This window comes from Sphingomonas populi, from assembly GCF_004208535.1.
GTDB classification, from domain to species: Bacteria; Pseudomonadota; Alphaproteobacteria; order Sphingomonadales; family Sphingomonadaceae; genus Sphingomonas; species Sphingomonas populi.
Window position 1 is genome coordinate 90,030 of sequence record NZ_SGIS01000010.1, and the last position, 21,927, is coordinate 111,956.

24 protein-coding genes and 1 pseudogene are annotated in these 21,927 nt (G+C 65.4%); 10 read left to right on the top strand and 15 right to left on the bottom strand.

Features of this window, described 5'->3' with window-relative positions; genetic code table 11:
- Window positions 1-44: 44 nt before the first annotated feature.
- A complete protein-coding gene (locus EWE75_RS08630) occupies window positions 45-836 on the bottom strand; it encodes a FadR/GntR family transcriptional regulator (protein WP_130156489.1) in 792 nt (263 codons plus the stop codon).
- A 135-nt stretch (window positions 837-971) separates the two neighbouring features.
- Window positions 972-3,068 carry an ATP-binding protein gene (locus tag EWE75_RS08635; RefSeq protein WP_206364724.1) on the bottom strand — a complete coding sequence of 699 codons (2,097 nt, stop codon included), beginning with the start codon at window positions 3,066-3,068 and terminating at the stop codon, window positions 972-974.
- 186 nt (window positions 3,069-3,254) lie between these two features.
- Between EWE75_RS08635 and EWE75_RS08640 the strand changes: the two genes are divergently transcribed.
- Window positions 3,255-3,746 carry a GNAT family N-acetyltransferase gene (locus EWE75_RS08640; protein WP_130156491.1) on the top strand — a complete coding sequence of 164 codons (492 nt, stop codon included), beginning with the start codon at window positions 3,255-3,257 and terminating at the stop codon, window positions 3,744-3,746.
- 34 nt (window positions 3,747-3,780) lie between these two features.
- On the opposite strand, the gene glpX is transcribed toward EWE75_RS08640, so the two are convergent.
- From glpX to EWE75_RS08675, 7 genes are all read right to left on the bottom strand, one after another.
- Window positions 3,781-4,746 (bottom strand): class II fructose-bisphosphatase, encoded by a 966-nt coding sequence (gene glpX / locus EWE75_RS08645; RefSeq protein WP_130156493.1) that lies wholly within the window; start codon window positions 4,744-4,746, stop codon window positions 3,781-3,783.
- Window positions 4,747-4,921: 175 nt separating this feature from the next.
- Window positions 4,922-5,683: a glutaminyl-peptide cyclotransferase gene (locus tag EWE75_RS08650; RefSeq protein WP_130156495.1), complete on the bottom strand. Its 762-nt coding sequence runs from the start codon at window positions 5,681-5,683 to the stop codon at window positions 4,922-4,924.
- Window positions 5,683-6,507 carry a 2,3,4,5-tetrahydropyridine-2,6-dicarboxylate N-succinyltransferase gene (gene dapD / locus EWE75_RS08655; RefSeq protein ID WP_130156497.1) on the bottom strand — a complete coding sequence of 275 codons (825 nt, stop codon included), beginning with the start codon at window positions 6,505-6,507 and terminating at the stop codon, window positions 5,683-5,685. Before dapD ends, EWE75_RS08650 begins: the two co-directional genes overlap by 1 nt.
- On the bottom strand, window positions 6,504-7,169 hold the full coding sequence (locus EWE75_RS08660; protein WP_130156499.1) for a pyrimidine 5'-nucleotidase: 666 nt from the start codon (window positions 7,167-7,169) through the stop codon (window positions 6,504-6,506). Before EWE75_RS08660 ends, dapD begins: the two co-directional genes overlap by 4 nt.
- Window positions 7,170-7,246: 77 nt before the next feature.
- Window positions 7,247-7,609 (bottom strand): hypothetical protein, encoded by a 363-nt coding sequence (locus EWE75_RS08665; RefSeq protein ID WP_231708279.1) that lies wholly within the window; start codon window positions 7,607-7,609, stop codon window positions 7,247-7,249.
- Between the two features lie 147 nt (window positions 7,610-7,756).
- The gene (locus tag EWE75_RS08670) at window positions 7,757-8,149 is read right to left on the bottom strand and encodes a hypothetical protein (protein ID WP_130156501.1); all 393 of its coding nucleotides are present in this window, start codon (window positions 8,147-8,149) and stop codon (window positions 7,757-7,759) included.
- A 69-nt stretch (window positions 8,150-8,218) separates the two neighbouring features.
- The gene (locus EWE75_RS08675; RefSeq protein ID WP_231708280.1) at window positions 8,219-8,611 is read right to left on the bottom strand and encodes a hypothetical protein; all 393 of its coding nucleotides are present in this window, start codon (window positions 8,609-8,611) and stop codon (window positions 8,219-8,221) included.
- Between the two features lie 101 nt (window positions 8,612-8,712).
- Between EWE75_RS08675 and EWE75_RS08680 the strand changes: the two genes are divergently transcribed.
- A complete protein-coding gene (locus tag EWE75_RS08680) occupies window positions 8,713-9,033 on the top strand; it encodes a Rap1a/Tai family immunity protein (protein ID WP_130156503.1) in 321 nt (106 codons plus the stop codon).
- A 6-nt stretch (window positions 9,034-9,039) separates the two neighbouring features.
- On the opposite strand, the gene EWE75_RS08685 is transcribed toward EWE75_RS08680, so the two are convergent.
- Entirely contained in the window at window positions 9,040-9,687 is a 648-nt protein-coding gene (locus EWE75_RS08685; protein WP_130156505.1) for a YoaK family protein, read from the bottom strand.
- Between the two features lie 171 nt (window positions 9,688-9,858).
- On the opposite strand from EWE75_RS08685, the gene EWE75_RS24950 reads away from it, so the two are divergent.
- The 3 genes from EWE75_RS24950 to EWE75_RS08695 are packed head-to-tail and all read left to right on the top strand — an operon-like array spanning window position 9,859 to window position 13,483.
- The gene (locus tag EWE75_RS24950; RefSeq protein ID WP_165388306.1) at window positions 9,859-10,029 is read left to right on the top strand and encodes a hypothetical protein; all 171 of its coding nucleotides are present in this window, start codon (window positions 9,859-9,861) and stop codon (window positions 10,027-10,029) included.
- A gap of 2 nt (window positions 10,030-10,031) precedes the next feature.
- Window positions 10,032-12,440 (top strand): phosphoketolase family protein, encoded by a 2,409-nt coding sequence (locus EWE75_RS08690; protein WP_427915777.1) that lies wholly within the window; start codon window positions 10,032-10,034, stop codon window positions 12,438-12,440.
- Complete coding sequence (locus EWE75_RS08695) at window positions 12,428-13,483, top strand: acetate/propionate family kinase (RefSeq protein ID WP_130156507.1); 1,056 nt, start codon at window positions 12,428-12,430, stop codon at window positions 13,481-13,483. The genes EWE75_RS08690 and EWE75_RS08695 overlap by 13 nt, the downstream gene beginning before the upstream one ends.
- A gap of 371 nt (window positions 13,484-13,854) precedes the next feature.
- Here the strand turns inward: EWE75_RS08695 and EWE75_RS08700 are convergent, their stop codons facing one another.
- Window positions 13,855-15,528: an alpha-L-fucosidase gene (locus EWE75_RS08700; protein WP_130156509.1), complete on the bottom strand. Its 1,674-nt coding sequence runs from the start codon at window positions 15,526-15,528 to the stop codon at window positions 13,855-13,857.
- Between the two features lie 448 nt (window positions 15,529-15,976).
- On the opposite strand from EWE75_RS08700, the gene EWE75_RS08705 reads away from it, so the two are divergent.
- Together EWE75_RS08705 and EWE75_RS08710 are read left to right on the top strand one after the other, a co-directional pair.
- Window positions 15,977-16,432 (top strand): tellurite resistance TerB family protein, encoded by a 456-nt coding sequence (locus EWE75_RS08705; protein WP_165388307.1) that lies wholly within the window; start codon window positions 15,977-15,979, stop codon window positions 16,430-16,432.
- A gap of 363 nt (window positions 16,433-16,795) precedes the next feature.
- Entirely contained in the window at window positions 16,796-17,119 is a 324-nt protein-coding gene (locus tag EWE75_RS08710) for a hypothetical protein (RefSeq protein WP_231708281.1), read from the top strand.
- 97 nt (window positions 17,120-17,216) lie between these two features.
- Here the strand turns inward: EWE75_RS08710 and EWE75_RS08715 are convergent, their stop codons facing one another.
- Window positions 17,217-17,600: a hypothetical protein gene (locus EWE75_RS08715; protein ID WP_130156513.1), complete on the bottom strand. Its 384-nt coding sequence runs from the start codon at window positions 17,598-17,600 to the stop codon at window positions 17,217-17,219.
- Between the two features lie 113 nt (window positions 17,601-17,713).
- Window positions 17,714-18,064: a hypothetical protein gene (locus EWE75_RS08720; protein ID WP_130156515.1), complete on the bottom strand. Its 351-nt coding sequence runs from the start codon at window positions 18,062-18,064 to the stop codon at window positions 17,714-17,716.
- A gap of 311 nt (window positions 18,065-18,375) precedes the next feature.
- Here EWE75_RS08720 and EWE75_RS08725 point away from each other — a divergent pair.
- Window positions 18,376-18,502 (top strand): annotated as a pseudogene (locus tag EWE75_RS08725) (hypothetical protein); the annotation flags it as partial.
- Between the two features lie 66 nt (window positions 18,503-18,568).
- On the opposite strand, the gene EWE75_RS08730 reads toward EWE75_RS08725, so the two are convergent.
- Both EWE75_RS08730 and EWE75_RS08735 read right to left on the bottom strand, forming a co-directional pair.
- Window positions 18,569-19,555 (bottom strand): MBL fold metallo-hydrolase, encoded by a 987-nt coding sequence (locus EWE75_RS08730; RefSeq protein WP_130156517.1) that lies wholly within the window; start codon window positions 19,553-19,555, stop codon window positions 18,569-18,571.
- 24 nt (window positions 19,556-19,579) lie between these two features.
- Window positions 19,580-20,293 carry a LamG domain-containing protein gene (locus tag EWE75_RS08735; RefSeq protein WP_231708282.1) on the bottom strand — a complete coding sequence of 238 codons (714 nt, stop codon included), beginning with the start codon at window positions 20,291-20,293 and terminating at the stop codon, window positions 19,580-19,582.
- A 71-nt stretch (window positions 20,294-20,364) separates the two neighbouring features.
- Here EWE75_RS08735 and EWE75_RS08740 point away from each other — a divergent pair, with 71 nt between their 5' ends.
- Window positions 20,365-21,051, top strand: a complete 687-nt coding sequence (locus EWE75_RS08740) for an HPP family protein (RefSeq protein WP_231708283.1) — start codon at window positions 20,365-20,367, stop codon at window positions 21,049-21,051.
- Window positions 21,052-21,145: 94 nt separating this feature from the next.
- Window positions 21,146-21,925, top strand: a complete 780-nt coding sequence (locus EWE75_RS08745; RefSeq protein ID WP_130156519.1) for an IclR family transcriptional regulator — start codon at window positions 21,146-21,148, stop codon at window positions 21,923-21,925.
- Window positions 21,926-21,927 lie beyond the last annotated feature (2 nt).

The following is a 21,927-nucleotide window of genomic DNA, read 5'->3' on the forward strand; positions in this document are numbered from 1 at the left end:
GCAGTCGAGGCGCCTGCGCTACCCTCGGTACGAACGGACGCTCTCTAAAGCCCGCTCAACCGGCTGAACCGCTCGCGCGTGGTCTGCGCCGCGCGCCGCGCCTCGGCGACAGCCGCCTCTTCGGTCGCGAACAGCAGATGGTCGAGCACCGCCGCGATATGCGCGCGCATCGCCGCCCGCGCCTGCGCCGGATCGCGTGAGCGCAGCGCCTCGGCGATCACACGATGTTCCTCGACGACCGGCTTCACCTTGGCGGCGCGCGCCTTGGTGAGCAGCAGCGCGATATCGGGCGAACTCGCGCGCAACTGCCACATTTGCTCGACGGTGTTGATCATCGCCGCGTTGCGGGTCGCCCGCGCGATCACCTGATGAAATTCGCGGTCGGTTTCATCAGCATCGTCGGGGTTGGCGCTCATCCGGTTGAGCTGGTCGATCCGCTCGACCAGTTCGTCGAGCAGATCGAGTTCGGCATCGGTGATCTGCACCGCCGCCAGCGCCGCCGCCTCGCCTTCGATCGCGATCCGCGCCTCCATCAACTCGAAGCCGGTGACGTGGAAGCCGGGCGTCTCTGCTGTGCCCGGAATGCGGCGCACATAGGCGCCCGCGCCGATCCGCACCTCGACGAAGCCCTGCACCTCGAGCGCGATGATCGCCTCGCGCACGGTCGGGCGGCTGACGCCATGTTCGATCGCGAGGTCGCGTTCGGCCGGCAGCCGATCGCCGATCGCATAGCGACCCGACGTCAGATCCTCGAACAATTTGCGCGCAAGCTGCTGGTACAGCCGGTCGCGGCCTTCGCCCGAACCATCGACCTGTGTTTCGCTTCCGGCCTTCATTCCCCACTCCGCTGCGGTGGCCGCCCGCAACCCTTGCGATTTGGCGCGCCACCGGCGCTTCCTGCCATATCCGAACGGGGTCTGTCTCGGGGTTCTTTCCAATCGCGCGACCATCGCCGTGATCGGATTGACCAATCAGGCGGAGGGCGGCGCCAGCGGCATGTGCATCACCGCGGCGATATGCGTCGCGAGATCGGCTTGCCGGAAGGGCTTCTCCAGCCGGGGCAGGTCGGGCGACAGGCCGCCCGCGTCGGAATAGCCCGACACCACCAGCACGCGCAGGCCGGGGCGGCGCAGCATCGCGGCGTGCGCCAGTTCGGCGCCGGTCATATGCGGCATGACATGGTCGGTGACGAGGATATCGATGCTGGCATGTGCGTCCAACAGCACGAGCGCCTCCGCGCCAGACCGCGCCTCGATCACCACGAAACCCAGTTCGGCGAGCATATCGGCGGTCGCCGCGCGTACCAGATCCTCGTCATCGACCAGCAGCGCGGTGCCCGACTGTTGCAGCGGCGGTTCCGCGACCGGCGGCGTGGCGACCGCGAGTATCGTGACATCGGACACCGGCAACCACAGTTCGATCAGCGTGCCTGCGCCGACCTTACTGGTGACGGCGAGCGCACCGCCGAGCTGGAGCGCGAGGCCGTGCGCCATCGACAGGCCAAGCCCGGTGCCGCGCCCGACGCCCTTGGTCGAGAAGAACGGCTCGATCGCGCGCGTGCGCGTTTCCTCGTCCATGCCGGTGCCGGTGTCCGCGACCGACAACAGGATATATTGGCCTTCGCTCAAGCCGGCACGATGCTCCAGCCGGGCGGTGTCGAGCTTCGCGGTGATCGTCAGCGCTCCGCCGTCGGGCATCGCGTCGCGTGCGTTCACCGCGAGGTTGAGGATCGCCATCTCGACCTGGTTGGCGTCCGCGTGCGCGAGCGGTAAATCGTCGGCGATATCGAGGTGAAACGCGATCTGCGGGCCGATCGTGGTGCCGATCAGCGTGCTCATCTCGATCAGCAGCGTGACGATGTCGATCGCGCCGGGGTTGAGCGGCTGGCGGCGTGCGAAGGCGAGCAGCCGCTGCACCAGGGTCTTGGCGCGATCGGCCGATTCGAGCGCGCCCGAAATCAGCCGTTGCTCCCGCTCGCCGCCCACCGCACGGCGTTGCAGCAAATCGAGGCTGCCGATGATCGGGGTGAGCAGATTGTTGAAATCGTGCGCGACGCCGCCGGTGAGTTGGCCCATCGCCTCCAGTTTCTGCGACTCGCGTAGCGCCTCCTGCGTCTGGACCAGTTCGCGCGTGCGCTCGACAACAAGATGCTCGAACGTGGCGGCGGCGTCGCGTAGCGCCTCCTCCATCCGCTTGCGCGCAGTGATGTCGACCGAGACGCCGGCGAGCATCAGCGGCGTGCCATCCGCCGCATAGGTCGGCTGTGCGCGGATTGCGATCCAGCACGTCTCGCCGCTGGCCGTCACCACCCGATGTTCGAGATCGCAATCGTTGGCGCTGGCAATACTCTGCGCGATCGTCGCGAAGACGCTTTCGCGATCGTCCGGGTGGATTGCCGCGCGCATCGCGGCGAAGGAGAATTCTTCCCCGGGATCGCGTCCGAACGTGGCCCTGCACATCGCCGAGGTCTTGAGCGTGCGGGTCGGCAGATCGACCGACCATACCCCCATTCGTCCGGCGGCAAGCGCGATCTCACGCTGACGCTCGCTGTCGCGGATCGAGGCGAGCAGCCGCGCATTCTCGACCGCGATCGCCGCCGAGCGGGCGAGCGCTTCGAGCCGCGCGATCGCGGTGGCGTCATGCTCGCGCACCGCCGACCAATACGCGCCGATCGCGGCGATCGGCTCGGGCTTTCCTACCGGCGCCATCACCAGGCTGCGCACGAAGGTCGGCCGATAGGCATCCTGCGGGATGCGGTCATCGCTGCGGATGTCAGGGATAACGACCGTCTGGCGGTTCAGCATCGCCCAGCCCGACACGCAGCTTTCGATCGCGAAGCGGCTCCCCATCCACAGTGGGCCGACCGCATCCTCGGCCGCGTAGAAGCAGGTATCGGCCTCGCGGATAACGACGGCGATGCCCTCCGCGCCGACGACCGCGCGTGCCGTCTCGCGCAGCACCACCACGACCTCGTCGAGCGAACGAGTCGTGGCAAGCCGCTCGCTCGCCGCCGCCAGTCGCGACCAACCCGCTTCCGGGTCGAAAGGCTCGATACTGTTGTCGATCATGACGACCCTGTCCTCAACGCGCGCGTCATATCACGTTGGCGGCACGGAAATACCGAAATTGCGATGGATTCATAGCCTTATGGAACACATGCCGGCGGAGGAGGGGGTCGCAATTCCTGGCGGAGCGACCGGGTGCGCGAAAACGGGACGGTTTGATGCTGCCCGTATTTCTGCCAAAGCGTGACCATGACGACGATCCGCCCCGTAAGCAAAGCCGATGCCGACGCGGTCACCGCGATTTACGCGCACCACGTCCTGCACGGCACCGGCACCTTCGATATCGATCCACCGACGGCGGCGCACTGGCGCGACAGGATCGCGGACATTCTTGCGCGCGGTTGGCCCTTCCTCGTCGCCGAACGCGAGGGCAGGGTGCTCGGCTATGCCTATGCCGCGCAGTTTCGGGATCGCGCGGCATATCGCGCCTCGTGCGAGGACAGTATCTACATCGCCGAGGAAGCGCGCGGCAGCGGCGTCGGCACGATGTTGCTCGGCGCGCTGATCGCGGCCGCGCCGGCGGCCGGCTTCCGCGAAATGGTCGCGGTCGTCGGCGGCCCCGAACCCGCCTCGGTTGCGCTACACGGCAAACTCGGCTTCCGCGAAGTCGGTCGGCTCCATGATATCGGCGAAAAATTCGGCCGCTCGCTCGACGTGCTTTTTCTCCAGCGCACACTCTAGTCCTCCCCACGCAGTGGGGAGGAGGAGTATTCCGTCAGATCCGGTGTTCGCCCTTCACCCAGCGTACCGTGCCCGAGGACGCGCGCATCACCACGCTTTCGGTGGTCATCACGCCCTTCTTGCGCTTCACGCCCGCGAGCAGCGAGCCATCGGTCACGCCCGTCGCGGCGAAGATGCAGTCGCCCTTGGCGAGTTCGGTGAGGTCGTACTGCTTGTCGAGATCGGTCACGCCCCACTTCGCGGCGCGCGCGCGCTCGTCGTCGTTGCGGAACAGCAGCCGGCCCTTGAACTGGCCACCGACGCAGCGGAGCGCCGCCGCCGCCAGCACGCCCTCGGGCGCGCCGCCCGAACCCATGTAGATGTCGATCGTCGTCTCGGGGTTGGTCGTCGCGATCACGCCCGCAACGTCGCCGTCGCCGATCAGCATCACGCCGCAGCCGAGCGACCGCAGTTCGGCGATCAGCTTTTCGTGGCGCGGGCGATTGAGCACGCAACACATGATTTTCGAAGGCTCGACACCCTTGGCGGCGGCGACCGCTCTGACGTTCTCGGTCGGCGACTTGTCGAGATCGATGATGTTGTCGGGGTAGCCGGGGCCGACCGCGATCTTGTCCATGTACACGTCCGGCGCGTTGAGGAGCCCGCCTTCCTCGGCGATCGCCAGCACTGCGAGGCTGTTCGGCCCGGCGGTGGCGCAGATCGTGGTGCCTTCGAGCGGATCGAGCGCGATATCGATCTTCGGTCCTTTGCCGATCGCCGAGCCGACCTTCTCGCCAATGTAGAGCATCGGCGCCTCGTCGCGCTCGCCCTCGCCGATCACGACAGTGCCGTCCATGTAGAGGCTGTTAAGTGCGGTCCGCATCGCATCGACCGCTGCCGCGTCCGCCGCTTTCTCGTCACCGTGGCCGATCAGGGTCGAGCAGGCGATCGCCGCCGCTTCGGTCACGCGGACCATTTCGAGGACGAGGACGCGGTCCAGAACGTTGCTGACGATCGACATGTACGGTTTCCCCTGATGGCTGTGATCTGCGGATAGGCAGCGGATGTGACGTTGTCGAGGCGTAGCGGGAGTCTTCTTGCACCGCGCGGGTGGAAAGCTTTTACTCAGAGTTTTACTCTTCACGTGGTGCCCGCAACACTTCGCGCAGCCAAGCTGGCGACGGTAGCGTTACCACTCACCGCGCATGCGGCGGGGCGATCTCGAACAGCAGCGGCCAGTTCTTGCCGGTCACGAACAGCCGCCGCTGCTTCGCGTCCCAGGCGATCCCGTTCGCGACCGCATCGCCGCCGCCGGCATCGGCCTGCTTGGTCAGTGCGCTCACGTCGATCCAGCCGATCACATGCCCCGAGGCGGGGTCGATTCGCGCGATCAGGTCAGTCATCCAGATGTTGGCGAGGATTTCGCCATCGACATATTCGAGCTCGTTGAGGTTCGCGACCGGATTGCCATCCGCCGTCACCTTCACCCGCTTGACGATTCGCAACGTCTTCGGATCGAGGAAGCGCAGCATCGGCGTCCCGTCCGACATGATGATGTGGTGCGCGTCCTTGGTCAGCGCCCAGCCTTCGCCGGGATAGCGAAAGCTGCCGACGCGCTTGAACCCGCCGAGTGTCCAGCGATAGCCGTGCCCGCCCTGCCACGTCAGGCTGACGATCTGGTCGCCCGAATCGACGATCCCCTCGCCGAAATCGGACGGTGGAATCGACACCTTGCGCCGCACTGCGCCAGTCTTGATCTCGACCTGCCGGATCGTCGAGCGGCCCTCCATGCCGGTGCTCTCGTAGAGATCGCCGTCGCGGTAGAACAGGCCCTCGGTATAGGCGCCGGTGTCATGCGGGAAGGTGGCGATCACCTTGGCCGGTTCGAGCGGCAACGGATCGGCCGCCGCCGGAGCGACGGCGACCCACAGCAGCGCGAACAGGCCAAAAGCGCGCATCAATCGCGCAGCAGTTCGTTGATGCTGGTCTTCGATCGCGTCTGCGCATCCACGCGCTTGACGATGACGGCGCAGTACAAAGCGGGTTTGCCCTCCCCGCCGCCGATCGACCCCGGCACCACCACCGCATAGGGCGGCACCGATCCGATATGCACTTCGCCGGTCGCGCGATCGATGATCTTGGTCGATGCGCCGAGGTATACGCCCATCGACAGCACCGCGCCCTCGCCAACGCGAACGCCCTCGGCCACTTCCGCGCGCGCGCCGATGAACGCGCCGTCGCCGATGATGACTGGATCGGCCTGGAGTGGTTCGAGCACACCGCCGATCCCCGCGCCGCCTGACAGATGCACATTCTTGCCGATCTGCGCGCACGATCCCACGGTCGCCCAGGTATCGACCATCGTGCCTTCACCGACATAGGCGCCGATGTTGACGAAGCTCGGCATCAGGATCGCGCCCTTGGCGATGAACGACCCGCGCCGCGCGACCGCACCGGGCACCACGCGGAAACCGCCCGCGCGGAACTCAGCCTCGCCCCAGCCGGCGAACTTGGAGGGCACCTTGTCGAACGCGGCCGCGCCGCCCGCGCCGCCATCGATCAGGCTGTTGTCGTTGAGCCGGAACGACAGCAGCACCGCCTTCTTGAGCCACTGGTTGACGACCCAGCCGTCCCCCGACGGCTCGGCGACGCGCGCCTTGCCGGCATCGAGCAACGCCAGCGCGCTTTCGACCGCGTCGCGCACCGGCGCGCCGGTCGTGAAACCGATCGTATCACGCGCGTCCCATGCCGCCTCGATGGTCGTTTGCAGGTCGTCGCTCATTGATCCTCCAGAATGTCGTGCAGCCAGTGCGTGATGTCGTGGGTGGTAAAGTCGATGAAGGCGCGGTCGGCGTCATGCCCCTGTTCGGAGCCGTTATCGACCCACACCGTCGTCATGCCGATCGCCTTGGCCGGCGCGAGGTTGCGCGCCATATCGTCGGCGAAAAGCGACTGCGCCGGATCGAGATCGAACGCGGCGCACAGCCCCGCGTAAGCCGAAGCCTGCGGCTTGGGGATCAGGTCCATCGCATGAATGTCGTGGATCGCCTCAAAGCTCTGCGACAGCCCGAGCCGCTCCAGCACGCGCCCGGCATACGGCCCGTCGCCGTTGGTGAAGACGATCTTGCGCCCCGGCAACCGCGCAATCGCGGCGGCGAGCGGAACGTTCTCCTCCAGCACGTCCATCTCGACATCGTGGACGAAGTCGAGGAACGCGTGCGGATCGACCTCGTGCTCGGCCATCAGCCCGGCGAGCGTGGTGCCGTGGCCGAGGAAATAGCTCTTCTGCAGCCGGTAGGCTTCCGCTGTATCGACCGCGAAACGGTTGGCGATATAGGCTGTCATCTTCGCGTCGATCTGGCGGAACAGGTCCGCTCTCGCCGGATACAGCGTGTTGTCGAGATCGAAGATCCAGTTGCGGACATGAGCGAGGCGCTGAAGCATCGCCGACGCTCTAGGGGGCGTGGGGGCGGGGAGCAAGGTGGCCTGATCGGCCAACCGACGCATCGTGGCATCGGCCGTCACTGATAATGCGTGGTGTTCCCGAACCCGCTGTTGAGCTTGGTCATCTTGACGAGCTTGCGGATGTAGCTGCGGACGTGCCGGTCGAACCGCGTATCGTTATACACGCCGCGCCAGATGTACTCGTCACGCGCCAGCAGCCCGCGCAACTCTTCGGCGAAAGCGCTCTGCACATCGACCGAGGCTTTGCCCTTCAGCGCGGCGCAGACCATCTCCTCGGCCGCCGCCTTGTCGCAATCGTCCTGAAATTCGTACCCGCCGCGCTCGGCCCGCACCTGATCCGTGCGCGCCGCGACGATGCGGCGCTCCAGCCATGTCCGCACGGTCGCGCCGTTCCATTCGATTAGGGTTTCTGGCGCCACGTTCGTAAAGCTCCGATATAAACATCGACGGGGTCAGGAGAAGGAGCTTCTCCTGACGATCTCAACGACGGTAAATAGATCATGTGCTGTCCTGACCGGACCAGAAGCCGGCGTCATTAGGTCGCCCGAGCAACCTACATCAGCCGTTCAGGCTCTCGCTGGCGCTTTGACGCTCGGCCTCGAAAGGCGCCAATAGCTCAAACCCGTCAGGGCACCGAGCACTAACCAAACTGCGAGCACTTCAATCCCCTGGGCCCAATGGGCCTCGCGTTGAATCGTTGCCCATAGCAGATAGGTGATCGACGGAATTCCGGTCATGACCGCACCCCCGAAGGCAAAATCTACGGGTGATTTGCGCATCTTATTTATGAGGAAGGCGCGAACGGCCAAGCCAAACAGCAATTGCGCTATATAGAGCAGCAACAGATAGAATACAGCGATTGAAATAGGGCGCGGAAAGCCGCCGGTGGCCCAAGAGACAAGCGCGCCGAGCAGGGCTGCCGGCACAGGAGACAACAAAAACGCGCGAATTTCTTTCATCTGCCCATCCAAATCGAGCGATCCGCGTTACCGCATTGATGTCGATTTTCATCAAATGCCCCGCCACGCTCAGCGGCTGCGCCGATATCCGCCGAACTGGCTGCTCTCAAACGACACCACCGCCCCGGCATTGTCACCAAGCGGGATCGCCGCCACGCCATAGGCGCCGCGCGTGCCGTTCGATCCGATCATCGCGCCGACCTCGCCGTGGATGCCGCGTCCACCACCGCCTGATTCGCCCAGTTCACCCCGCGCTGCGGCGGCGCTTTCGACGGTGTTGCTGTCGAGGATCGCATCGCGCTCCCGGTCGCTCAGCCGGATCGTGTCGCTGGCGGGCGGTGCGGGCTGGTCGGTCGCGGACGGCGCGGGCGCCTGCGCGAACGCGGGGCAGCAGCAAACGCCCGCAACGAGGGCAAACGCAATCGGGAGCGCGCCAAAGCGCGATGGCATCGAACGAGTCATGCCGCCTTCTACCCCGGATCGCGCCGATCGCCAAAGCCGCCGCCCGGCTGCGATTGTGGATCACTCCGCGATATGCAAACAGCGCGTAGAAGGAGAGTGCCATGATCGGCCTGTTGATGCTTCTGGCGGCGGAAAGCGCCACGTTCATGGACGGGCAGGATCTGTACGCCTTATGCAAGGGCGACGAGGCCGAGCGTCTGCAATGCCTTCGCTATGTCGAGGGCGCGGCCGATGGCATCGCCGTCACGCAATGGGCGAACCGGCGCAACGTGCGGCAGGTCTGCATCCCGACCGACGCGACGATCAAGACGCTCGCCAAGGTCACGGTCAAATATATGGACAAGAACCCTGCGGATCGCGACCGGCAGGGCAGCATCGTCGTGCTGCGGGCGTTCAAGAAGGCGTATCCCTGCCGAAAATAGGTGCGCTCAGTCCTCCCGCACCGGCCCGATAGCCACCGTCGCCGCCAGCAACAGCACTGTCGCCACCACCGCGATCCACAGCGCGCGCAAGCCCAGTGCGGGGAACACCGCCGCGCCGGCGACCGCTCCCGTGACCAGCCCGAGCCACAGCAGTAGATACGGCACCCAGGCGAAGCGCGGCCCGCCGGCGAGCGCGGCGGCGAGATGCTGGCCGAATTTGACGAGCGTGCCGGTCATATAGGTCACGCCCACGCTGACCTCGCCATCGCGCTGGAACACCGCGTTGAGCGCGCCCATCGCGTTTGCCATCAGCAGCGGTGCGACCACCATGCCACCGCCGAGCGACGCCACCGCCGCCGCGACCACCAGTTCTGCGAGCACGAACCCGAGCACAGCCTGCTTGCGCCACTGCCCCCCCATCCGCCCGACGGTGGCCCCCAGCATCACCCCGATCACGAACGCGGCGATCACCACGCCCACGAACAGACTGCCGGACCCGTTGCCCGCGACGCCGACCGCAAGCCGAGTCGAATTGCCGCTCATGAACGACACGAACATCCCGCCCAGCTTCAAAAAGCCGAGCGCATCGACGAAGCCCGCCAGCGCGGCGAGTCCGATCGCCAGCAGGCGGTGAGGGTGTTCGTAGTGACGCATCGGCTGGTCATAGCGCGGATGCCGAGCGCGCTTCCACCCCGCAGGCGATCCCGCCCGCCGTTCGGCCTTCGCCGCAGGCCGTGACCGTGGTATAGGCTCTCACCGTCGTTTACGCCCCGGGCACCGCGATGGCTGAGAGACCGTCGTGCTCCCGCTTCACGGGAGACTCCTATGCCGGTCCTTCGCAACACGCATCGCAGGCGCGCATTGTTCGAACAGGGGATGGCCGATCGCTCGGCCACCAACATGGCGCGCATGATCCATCAACGGCTGTCGATCCTGCATTCGGACGAGGCTGATGCGCGCGTCCTCGAAAGCCCTCTGAAGAGGCGGGGGCGTTGAGCGTGACGACACATCCGGGCGTGGGGCAGGCCGAAGCCGATCAGGCAGCCGGCGCACCGGCGGGGCCGCTGTCCGCCGAGTTGCTCCACCGCATGCACGGCTATTGGCGCGCCGCCAATTACCTCTCGGTCGGGCAGATCTATCTGCGCGCCAATCCGCTGCTGGAGCGCCGGCTCACCCGCGCCGACATCAAACCCCGCCTGCTCGGCCATTGGGGCACCACGCCGGGGCTGAACCTGCTCTACGTCCATCTCAACCGGCTGATCGTCGAGCAGGATGTCGACATGATCGCGGTGATCGGCCCCGGCCACGGCGGGCCGGGGCTGGTCGCGCAGACCTATCTCGAAGGCTCTTACACTGAGCGTTACCCCGCGATCGAGCGCAGCCGGGGCGGGATGGAGCGGCTGTTCCGGCAATTTTCCTGGCCCGGCGGCATCCCCAGCCATGTCGCGCCCGAAACCCCCGGCTCGATCCATGAGGGCGGCGAACTCGGTTATGCGCTCGCGCATGCCTATGGCGCTGCATTCGACAATCCCGATCTGGTCGTCGCCTGCGTGATCGGCGACGGCGAGGCCGAGACCGGCGCGCTCGCCGCGAGCTGGCACAGTAACAAGTTCCTCAATCCCGCGTCCGATGGCGCGGTCCTCCCGATCCTGCATCTCAACGGCTTCAAGATCGCCAACCCGACCGTCCTCGCCCGCATTCCCGAGGATGAACTCGCCAGCCTGATGCGCGGCTATGGCTACGAACCGTTCTTCGTCAGCGGTGATGATCCGATGATCGTCCATCAGCACCTGGCGGCGACGCTCGATACGGTGATGCACCGCATCCGCGCCATCCAGCACCACGCGCGATCGGGCACGGAGCCGAGCGTGCGGCCGATCTGGCCGATGATCGTCCTGCGAACGCCGAAGGGCTGGACCGGGCCGAAGATCGTCGATGGCAAGCCGGTCGAGGGAACGTGGCGCGCGCATCAGGTGCCGATCGCCGATTTCGAAGATTCCGAGCATCTCGTCCAGCTCGAAACCTGGCTGCGCAGCTACCGTCCCGAGGAACTGTTCGACGGCAACGGCAAGTTCCTCGCCGAGTTCGCCAGCCTCGCCCCGACCGGCCACCGGCGGATGGGCTCAAACCCGCATGCGAACGGCGGCGAGCTGATGCTGCCGCTCACTTTGCCGGATTTCCGCGCGCATGCCGTGGCGGTGGCGACGCCCGGGTGCGTCAAGGCGGCCGCCACGGCGACGCTCGGCGGGTATCTCAGGGACGTGATGGCGCTCAACCTCGCCACCGCCAATTTCCGCCTGTTCGGGCCGGACGAGACCGCCTCGAACCGTTTGCAGGCGGTGTATGACGTCACCGGCAAGACGTGGATGGCCGAAACCCGTCCCGACGATACCGATCTCAGCACCGATGGCCGGGTGATGGAGGTGTTGAGCGAGCATCTCTGCCAGGGCTGGCTGGAGGGCTATTTGCTCACCGGCCGGCACGGGCTGTTCTCCTGCTACGAGGCGTTCGTCCACATCGTCGATTCGATGGTCAACCAGCATGCCAAATGGCTGAAGACCACACGTTCGATCCCGTGGCGCAGGCCGATTGCGTCGCTCAACTATCTGCTCACCTCGCACGTCTGGCGGCAGGACCATAACGGGTCGTCGCATCAAGACCCCGGCTTCCTCGATCATGTCGCGAACAAGACCGCCGACGTCGCCCGCATCTATCTGCCGCCCGATGCCAATTGCCTGCTGTCGGTGGCGGACCATTGCCTGCGCAGCCGCGGCTACATCAATGTCATCGTCGCCGGCAAACAGCCCGAACGGCAGTGGCTCGGTATCGACGCGGCGGTGCGCCACTGCACGATCGGCGCGGGCATCTGGGAGTGGGCGAGCGATGACGGCGACCCCGAGGTGGTGCTCGCCTGCGCCGGCGACGTGCCGACGTTGGAGACGCTCGCCGCCGCGATGCTGCTGCGCGACTATGTGCCGGACATCCGCATCCGCGTCGTCAACGTCGTCGATCTGATGGTGTTGCAGCCGCAGAAGGCGCATCCGCACGGGCTGGACGATCGCGCGTTCGATGCGATGTTCACCACCGACAGGCCGGTGATCTTCGCGTTCCACGGCTTCCCCTCGCTGATCCACCGGCTCGCGTATGCCCGCGCCGGGCACCACAATTTCCACGTTCGCGGCTACAAGGGCGAGGGCACCACCACGACGCCGTTCGACATGGTGGTGATGAACGATCTCGACCGCTACCGGCTCGCGCTCGACGCGATCGAGCGGGTGCCGCGCCTGAAGGATCGCGTGCCCGCCGAGACGGCGCGCTATTGGGCGATGATGGAGCGGCACAAGCTGTATGTCGCCGAAGAGGGCGACGATCTGCCCGAGGTGCGCGACTGGCAATGGGCGCGTTGATCCTCGCGCTCAATGGCGGGTCGTCGTCGCTCAAATACGGCGCGTTCACGATCGACGGCGATCGTTGTGAGGGCGTGGCCGGCGGCACCGTGGCGGGCGCGGGCCATGCCGAGGGCTTGGAGACGATCGTGGCCAAGCTCGACGGCGCGACGCCCGACGCGATCGGCCATCGCATCGTCCACGGCGGGCCGGACCTGTTCGATCCGGTCGTGATCGACGCCGACGTGACCCGACGGCTCGAAGCCGCGTCCGCCTTCGCGCCGCTGCACGGCCCGGCGGCGCTGTCGCTGATCGCGGCAGCGCGGCGGCATTTCCCGGACATTCCGCAGGTCGCCTGCTTCGACACCGGCTTCCACCGCGATCTGCCGCCGGTTGCGGCGGTGCTGCCCGTGCCGAGGTCGCTGCGTGCCGAGGGCATCCGGCGTTACGGCTTCCACGGCCTGTCGTGCCGGTCGATCGTCCGCCAGCTCGGCGACGACCTGCCCGACCGCGTGGTGATCGCGCATCTCGGCAGCGGCGCCAGCGTGACGGCGGTGCGCGCCGGCCGCTCGGTCGATACCTCGATGGGGCTGACACCGTCGGGCGGCGTCGTGATGGCGACGCGCAGCGGCGATGTCGATCCTGGCCTCCTGCTGTTCCTGCTGCGCGAGCGGGGCATGACGGCGGCGACGCTGGAGGATCTCGTCGACAAACGATCGGGCCTGCTCGGCATCTCGGATCGCTCCGGCGACATGAAGGCGCTTCGGGAGGTGCAGGATACTGCGCCCGATGCGCGGCTGGCGATCGACATCTTCTGCCGGTCGGTCGCCAAGCAGATCGCGGCGATGATCGTGAGCCTCGGCGGTATCGACCTGCTCGTCTTCAGCGGCGGCATCGGCGAGCATGACGCCGCGACCCGCGATGCGATCTGCGCCGACCTCGCCTGGGCGGGCTTGGCAGCGGGCGGCAGCGTGCGCATACGCGTCTGCGCGCCCGACGAGGAAGAGCAGATCGCGCGCGATACCGCGGCGCTGATCGCGCGCCACGGGCCGAAAGGCGGCTAAGGTCGTGCATCCGACGCACCGTGCCGGAGTGTCACTTTTGGGCGTGCGGATGGGCGGCAGCTCCGTCGCGCGGTGCGAACGGAGCCGGTGCTGCTGGCGCTGACAGTGTCAAAGAGCGGGACCGGAAATATAGCGGAAACGGTACGTGTAGGACAGGTCGTGGCGTGTGACGTACGGCGAAAAATGGTGGGCAGCGTTCGTTCGCAACGCCCCCTCTTAACGGCCGCAGTGGGGACAACTCGGCCGTTCGCGAGGATGGCGGCAACGGCCGGTCTCAGCGATACCCGGCGTTCACTCGGTAGCGCCGATCACCCTATGGGTAGGTGAGACTGGCCGATTCGAGCAGCAGAACGTGGGAGACGGTTGCGCCTTCAGATATCGGCTAAACTGCCATCCGTTAGTCCGCGCCCCGAAAGTATCAGCGGAATACCGATGGTGTTGCGGAGGCCTTGTGGCACCGTCACTTCAAGCGCGGCATCGGTCCGCTTGAATGGCAGTGGAGCGTTCGACCCCGGCACCGTCACGCGCTCAACCTCGCCGCGTCCGACTGGGTTGTTCCGGCTCCACAGCGTCAGGCGGACTATTCCGTCATCTGGCCAGCCCATGACCAGCCCATGTACATTTTCTCCCTTGCGTACATAACGCACATCGCGCGGGGTATAGGGTGATTTCGGTCCGCCTTCGGCAAACATGCCGCTATTGGGTTTGGTCGGCCCTTCGGCATGAATGCGCCACGGCCGCGTGCCATAGATCGCCTCGCCAAAGCGACCCATCCAGGCCGCGATCTCCTCGACGATCCGCTCCTCTTTCTCGTCGATAGACCCGTCGCCCCGTATCGGCACGTTGAGCAGGAGATTGCCGTTTTTCGATACCACATCGCACAGCGTGTGGATGATTGTCGCGGCGGTCTTGTAGCCATCGCGTTCATACAAGGCGCGGTCGTAATGCCAATCGCCGATGCAGGTGTCGGTCTGCCAGGGATAGGTCTCGATATGGGATTTTCCGCCGCGCTCGACATCCTCGACCAGCCCCATTCGCCGTTCGGGCGGGACCATCTTGACGTTCAACACCGCCTCAAGATTGCCATTATGCCAAGCGCGATTGGCATTGTAATAATGCGCGGCGATCTCCAGCCCGATCTGCTGGAACGGCAGATCGAAATTGTCGAAATACAGTAGGTCCGGCTGATATTTGTCGATCAACTCGCGACAGCGCAGCGCCCAGTTACGCGCGAATTCAGGGTTCTGCGCCGGGATCGCTTCGCTCCACAGCCGGTCGGTACGCTCGTGTATCTCATTGGCCTCGACAATGGTCGTCACGCCGTCGGGCAGCGGCATTACCGGCTTGGCATACAGCGTGCGCGGGTCCAGCCCGTCCCACCACTTGCCCTTGCCGTCCGCCGCCGTCAGTCGCGCCGCATCGTAGCGCTGACCGCGCATCGGTCCTTCGGGGTCATAGCCATAGGCGGTCTGAAACCAATGCCAGGTGTGTGCGCTGTGGTTCGACACGCCAAAACGCAGGCCCCGTTCGCGCGCCAGTTTCGCCCAGATGCCGATAATGTCCTTGCGCGGCCCGATCCGGGTCGAGTTCCAGGGATGGTGCGTCGAGGCATAGGTGTCGAAATTGTCGTGGTGGTTGGCCAGCGCGACGAAATACTTTGCGCCGGCGCGCTGATACAGGGCGATCAGGCGCTCCGGTTGCCACTTCTCCGCCGTCCACAGATTCTCGATTTCCATGAAACCAAATGTGCTCGGGTGGCCATATTTGGCGACATGCGCCTTGTTCGCCCGCGTGCCCTGCCGGTACATTTCACGGGCGTACCAGTCGCCTTCCTCGGGCACGCATTGCGCGCTCCAGTGAGCCCACATGCCAAACTTGGCATCGCGGAACCAGTCGGGTGCGCGATAGCCTTTAGCCAACGACGCCCAATCGGCGGTGAACGGGCCGGCGACCGGTTGTGCAAGAGCAGATGCGCTACCGCCCAATGCGCCTGCGGCCCCGGCAGCACCAAAGACGCCCAGCGTTTCGCGCCGACTGATTTTCATGATCTCTCCCGCTTCCGCAACCATCTCAAATTCTCAAATGTAAAAGCCATTTTGCACATGTGCATGTTGGCGTCTAGATGGAGTGTTGAATGTCCGCTCTCGGGGCGTATAGAAATCACCGTCGAACGGTGAAAGGTGGCGGTTGTCGTTCGTTTGCTTCGACTATGCCGAGTGGCAGCGGACGTTCATCAGCGCAGATGGGAACGGCCGGCCCTTATCCTGCGCTGCGATGCCCGCTGTATGAGCCGTATTCCCGCCCCTTCGATGACGGCGTGTGGGCTTCCCGATGCAGACCGGCCGGGGCATACCTACATACCCCCGTGCTGAGCTACGTCTGGGTTGCCGCCATTGTGAAGTGGCAGCCAACTCGGGCGTAGTCGGCATCGGTGACTCAGCTCGAACCGAACGGGTCAGGATGACCCGTGAGAATTGCAGAAGAGGAAGTAAAATGTCGTTGTTCGATTCCATACGAAGCAAACTCACGGACGCCAAAAGCGCTCTGGAGACCGAAGTCACGAAGTTCAAGAACAAGGACATCCTTGAGGCCCTGGTCGCCGCCAGCACGCTCGTCGCGGCAGCCGATGGCGTCATCGATGCCAGCGAAAAGGCAAAGATGGTTGGCGTGCTGAAGAACAGCCCGTTGACGGGCGCCTACCCGGTCGATCAGGTTATCAAATCTTTCAACGGCCATGCCGATCGCTTTGATTTCGACCTCGATGTCGGTCGCAGCGAGGCGCTGCGGGTGATTGGCAAGTTCCGCTCCAACCCGGATGTCGCGCGCATGATCGTCCGATCAGCCGTGGTTATCGGCAAGGCGGACGGCAATTTCGATCCCAGCGAAAAGAAGGCGGTCGAAATGATCGCTCGCGAACTCGGCGTCGATCCTTCCGAATTTCTGAACTGACATCTGTGCCCCGCGTCATCGTTCGTTCGCGGGGCACATCGGCCTATCCGCTGGCATTCGAGTTCGTCGTCGCCACGATCCCTGCCCAGCAGGCAGGGGTCGGTTCCGGCTGAGGGCGGAATGACGCCCTAAGCGGAGCGGCAGGGTTTGGATGGAAAGCTGCCCTTCCCGTAAAGCGCGGTTCCTTGGTATATCAGCGGCACACGACGTTCGGGAACCAGCATGAGGTCTATACATTCGGCCGTCGCCGCCGCCCTGCTGGTATCCCCAGTGCCCGCGCTTACCACTGAACTAGAGGGGCCAGCCCGTTTCTGCGGATACGCTCCAATCATCGACCTGCTCCCGGGCGAGAAGGTAACAACGTTGGAAGGGGGCATTCATAGCGGCAGCTTTCGCTGGGAAGGCCCGTTCGGCTCATTTGAGGTTCAAGGTATCGGCTGGGCATCGCCTGCGAAGGGGCGGATGTTGACCCCGCCGGCCGCCGACAAACCGGCAATATTCGCGCAGCGGCGCGTGAAAAATGGGTATGAGGTCGCGATCTGGAACGGCGCTCACGCCACTGCCTATTTCGTGTCGCAATCCCGGATGCGGTCGTCGCAAATGGCGGCGATCAAACGGGTCCGCTTGTTTCAAGAAGGACAGGAACCGAGTGGCTGCAAATTGCGAACGATCTTTGTTTGGGAGTGACGGCGCGCGAAGGATTGAAGCTCTTCTGGAAGTACAGTTGTGGTAGGCACGAGACCGGAACAGCGATAGATGGTGGGAAGCAGCCATTCCCGTATGATCAGGCTAACTCTCTCACGATCCGATCAAGCACTGTAGCCACATTTGAATAGACGCGGAGCGGCCACCTCATCTCGACGGGAACAGATGCGCCGCGAATGATCACCCCGATCGTTATCGGAGCGTTTAGGTCGCCGCGTAGCCTCATAATGTTCTCAAGAGGCGCGAGCTCGAGTGCTTCGACCTCGTCATACCTACGCTCTATACCAGGCGTAGGCCCGTCATAACTGAAGCCCAGTTCCGAGAGCGTGAGCGTCATCGAACCGTCTGCGAATTTATAGATCGGCTGCCCGAAATTCGAAGGCGGGGAAGCGGCCCATTCACCACTCCCGGCAGCGACGGCCGAGCCCAGCTTTTGCCTGATCCACCGTTCGATTTTGCCCACAATAGTGCGTCTCCTACCGCAACTTATAGGCTTACGCGTCCAACTATGGAACGACCGAAACGGGGCGCTTGCGGTCATTCGTGACCCCCTGTTTCACTCAAACCCCGTCACAATCAGGTGTGCAGCGTTAACAGCATTGTCAGCAGCATTAACACTGCGAACAACGCCACTGGGATCGACCAATATTGCATCTCGATCCAGAAAAGCTTGTGGCGGCGTGTCAGCAGTACGCGCTGACCCGTCTGGGTATCGAGCAATTCGCGCGGCGGTACGCTGTTGAGGCGCTTGCCGACATACCAGTTCGCCGCTGCACCGGCCAAAAGACCGATGTCGGCCGCAAGAACGATCAGTTGAGGGTAGCCCAGCGCTCCGAACACAAGGTCCAAGATTACCCCGACGACGATCGATACAAAGCCGACGATAAGGATCGAAAGGAACCCCAAGCCGCTCCAAACAATGAACATTCGTCACCCTGCTTATTTCAGACGGTCCTCTATGGATCGTCTGTCGGAGCTTGGCAATGAGCGCTGGAACGCCACGACTACCTGCAATTCGAACCTCCGCCGGGGCTGCTATTGGCATCTGCAATTGGGACGAAACCAGCGCTATCTCAGGGAAGGGCTACCGCGCGTACAGCCGCCCATCCCGCCGCGAAAAAGGCGCGCAGCCTTGCACAGCCACCACGCCGATAGCATCGATGACATGGACCATGACGATCACCCCGCCAGGCACCCTAAAGATGGCGAAGATCACCGGTTACGACGTTCACGCTTCGGCGGAGCATAATGTCGGCCATCTCTGCCGCCAAGCCGGCGCTCGCCGATCATTATCGCGCGCTCGATCCGACCAACAGCTTCAACCCCGGCATCGGCCAGACCTCGAAGCGGGCGCACTGGGGGTAAGGTCTCCTCTGGCCATCATCCCTCGACTTCGCTCGGGACGAACGGGGCGGGGCGGACAGGTGGGCGTCAGGCCGGGGTGAAGATCTCCGCCGGTTGCAGCGCGACGAAGCGGGCGGGGTCGATCCCGCGCGTGGCCAACCCGGCGGCGAGCCGCAGCGCCGGATCGTCGCGGGGTTCGTCGGTCAGCTTGAAGGTGCCCCAGTGGATGCCGATCGCGGCGCGGGCGTCGAGATCGGTCATGATCTGGATCGCCTCGTCGGGGTCGGTGTGCTGCGCGGCCATGAACCAGCGCGGATCATAGGCGCCGATCGGCAGCAGCGCGAGATCGGGCGCGCCGAAGCGCGCGTGGATCGCGCGGAAGATCGCGCCGGTGCCATAGCCGGTGTCGCCGGCGAAATAGACCTGCCGGCCCGCGACGCGCAGCATGAAGCCGCCCCATAATGCCATCCGCCGGTCGCGTACGCCACGCGAAGACCAGTGCAGTGCCGGCACGACATGCGCCTCGGCGCCGGGCGCGATTTCGGCGTGCTCGCCCCAGTCACGCGCGATTGTCCGCGCGGCCGGGATGTGTCGCCGCACGATCGTATCGTTGCCGAGCGGGGTGACGATCAGCGGAGCGTGGCGGGCGTGGAGCGCGCGCAGCGTGGCGACATCGAGATGGTCGTAATGGTTGTGTGACAGCAGGATCGCATCGATCGGCGGCAGCGCGTCGAGCGTCACGCCCGGCGCGGTGATCCGCTTCGGCCCGGCGAAAGCGAGCGGGCTGGCGCGCGGCGACCAGACCGGATCGGTGAGGATGTTGAGGCCGGCGATCTGGATCAGCACCGCGGCATGGCCGATCATCGTCACGCATAGCCCCGCCACGCGCGCGTCGGGGACGACCGGCGTTACCGGCAGCGTGTCCGGCCAGGGCGTGTCGGGCGCCGCGCGCCGCCAGCGCAGCACGTCGCCGAGTGAGCGATCGGTCTCCGGCTCGCCCGCGACGTTGCGGAAGCGCAGTCCGTCGAAATGATCGCTGACGGGGCCGGTATAATAGGGATTGCGCTTGGGCATTCGGAAAGCGGCCTTGGATGGAATTCAGCGTGTTCGCGGCAACAGCCGGAAATCTTTCGGATCGAGCGCGCGCTTCGCGAAGAACGCCGCGCGGACCGCGCCGTGGAAATAGTTGACGCGGTTCATCCGCATCCCGATCGCGGCGCGCCCCGGTCCGCCCGGCGATTGCTGCGGGGTGAAGGTGATCGGCGCTTCGGCCTGGAGCTTGCCGTCGACGAAGGAGCGAAAGGTCTGGCCGTCACAGCTTTGCGCGACATGATACCAAGGCCCGACGGGGAAGCGCCGCGTCGGGTCGATCAGCGTCTGTTTGTAGCCGGGGCCGGTGACGAAGGCATCGAGATACCAGCTCTGCTCGACGACGCGGATCTCGAACAACATCCGCGTCTTGCCGGTGCCCGGCGGCGCACCCGAGCCGTCATCGGCTTCGAGGTGAAACCAGCGCTGTTCGAACGCGCCGCCATCGGGGCGGAACAGCGCCTCGATGGTGAAGGCCTTCGCGCCAACCAGCGGATGACGACCGATCAGCAGCGCGTCATCGATGCCGTCGAACGCGGTCGCGCGTCCCCACGGACTATCGACGAGGGTAGGCGCGCCGACCAGCTCGACGGCCTGCCCGCCGACCGAGCGCAGCGAATCGAACTGCCACAGCTCACCGGCCGGTCTCGCCCAGGCGACGCGCGGCATCGCAAGCGTGGCCAGCGGCAGTGCGCCGCGTAAAAGATCTCGCCTGCGCATCATGTGCCTCCCGTTACCGGCTTGCTATCATCGGTGGCTCGTGCCGTGCAAATCCGTTAGCGACGCGCACCATCATGATCGACCGGGAAACCCCTGAGATGCGAAGCTTCTGGGCCGCCTTCGTACCGCCGCCGCCCGCGACTGGCTGGCGTGAGCGGATGCGCGGCGCGCTCGGCGCGGCGATCGGCATCGTGCTGATCGGGGTCGTTTCGGCGTGGTGGATGGGCGCGGCTTCGTCCGGCCTGCCGTTCCTGATCGCGCCGCTCGGCGCATCGGCGGTGTTGTTGTTTGCGGTGCCGGCCAGCCCACTCGCGCAGCCGTGGCCGATCGTCGGCGGCAATGTGATCGCCGCGCTGATCGGCGTGACGGCGGCGCGCTGGGTCGCGGAGCCGGTGGTGGCGGCCGCGCTCGCGCTGGGGATCAGCATCGCGGCGATGTCGGCGTTGCGCTGTGTCCATCCGCCGAGCGGCGCGGTTGCGCTGACGGCGGTGCTCGGCGGCAGTCACATCACGGCGGCGGGCTATGGTTTCGCACTGGAGCCGGTGCTGCTTAACTCGGTGTTGCTGACGATTGTCGCGATCCTCTTCAACACCGCGACCGGCCCTTCCTATCCGCACCGGGCGCACGCCACCGCGCGGCCCGCGCCCGACGCGCTCACCCCCGACGATTTTGACGCGGTGCTCGCCGACTATGGCGAGACGCTCGACATCGACGCGGCGGACCTGAGAGCCTTGTACGAAGACCTCCGCCGCCGAGCCTGACCATACGCCCTGCCATTAAAAAGCTGCTGACTTGTGCCACCGACTCGGCGTAGGTCCGGCAACCCGCGCTGCCGCGTGGAGCGAGACGAGAGTGATGGACGAGCAGGACGAAAAGCAGGAACCGGCGGGCGTGAAAGGCGCGCAGACGCTGATGCGCGCGCTCGATATCATGGACGAAGTGATCGCCGGACCGATCCGCGCGACCGATCTCGCGCGCAAGCTGGGGATGAGCAAGACGACCGCGCACCGGCTGGTGCAGGCGCTCGCCTCGCGCAAGTATCTGCAGGTGACGCCGACCGGCTTCGCGCTGGGGCCGAAACTGCTCCAGCTCGGCGCGTTGGCGACCGAGCAGATCAACTTCATGCATATCGCCCGACCGTTCATGGAATTGCTGTCCGAACGCACCGGCTTCTGCGTGTTCGCGGGCAAGCGTGAGGGCGACTGGTCGCGCCATCTCGACCGCGTGACCGGGCAGCAGCGGCTGCGCGTCGCGACCTCGCCGGGCGACCGCCGCCCGATCGCGGAGACCGGGATCGGCAAGGCGTTGCTGCTCGACGAGCCGGACGAGCATTGGGCCCAGCTCTACATGCAGGCGACCGGCGAACCCGCCGGCTCGGCGCGCAGCACGCGTTTCATCGAGATGATGCACACGAATCGCGAGCGCGGGCTGGTGCTTCACGACAGCGAGCTCGGCGATGGCGTCCGCTCGATCGCCGCGCCGGTGCGCGATGCGCGCGGCCAGATCTGCATCGCGATCAGCATCGCCAGCGCGGCACATTATCTGACCGAGGACACGATCGACGATCTCGCCGCGCAAGTCGCGCGCGCGGCCAATCAGGTCAGCGCGGCGATCGGCTACAAGGGCGCGAAGTAGCG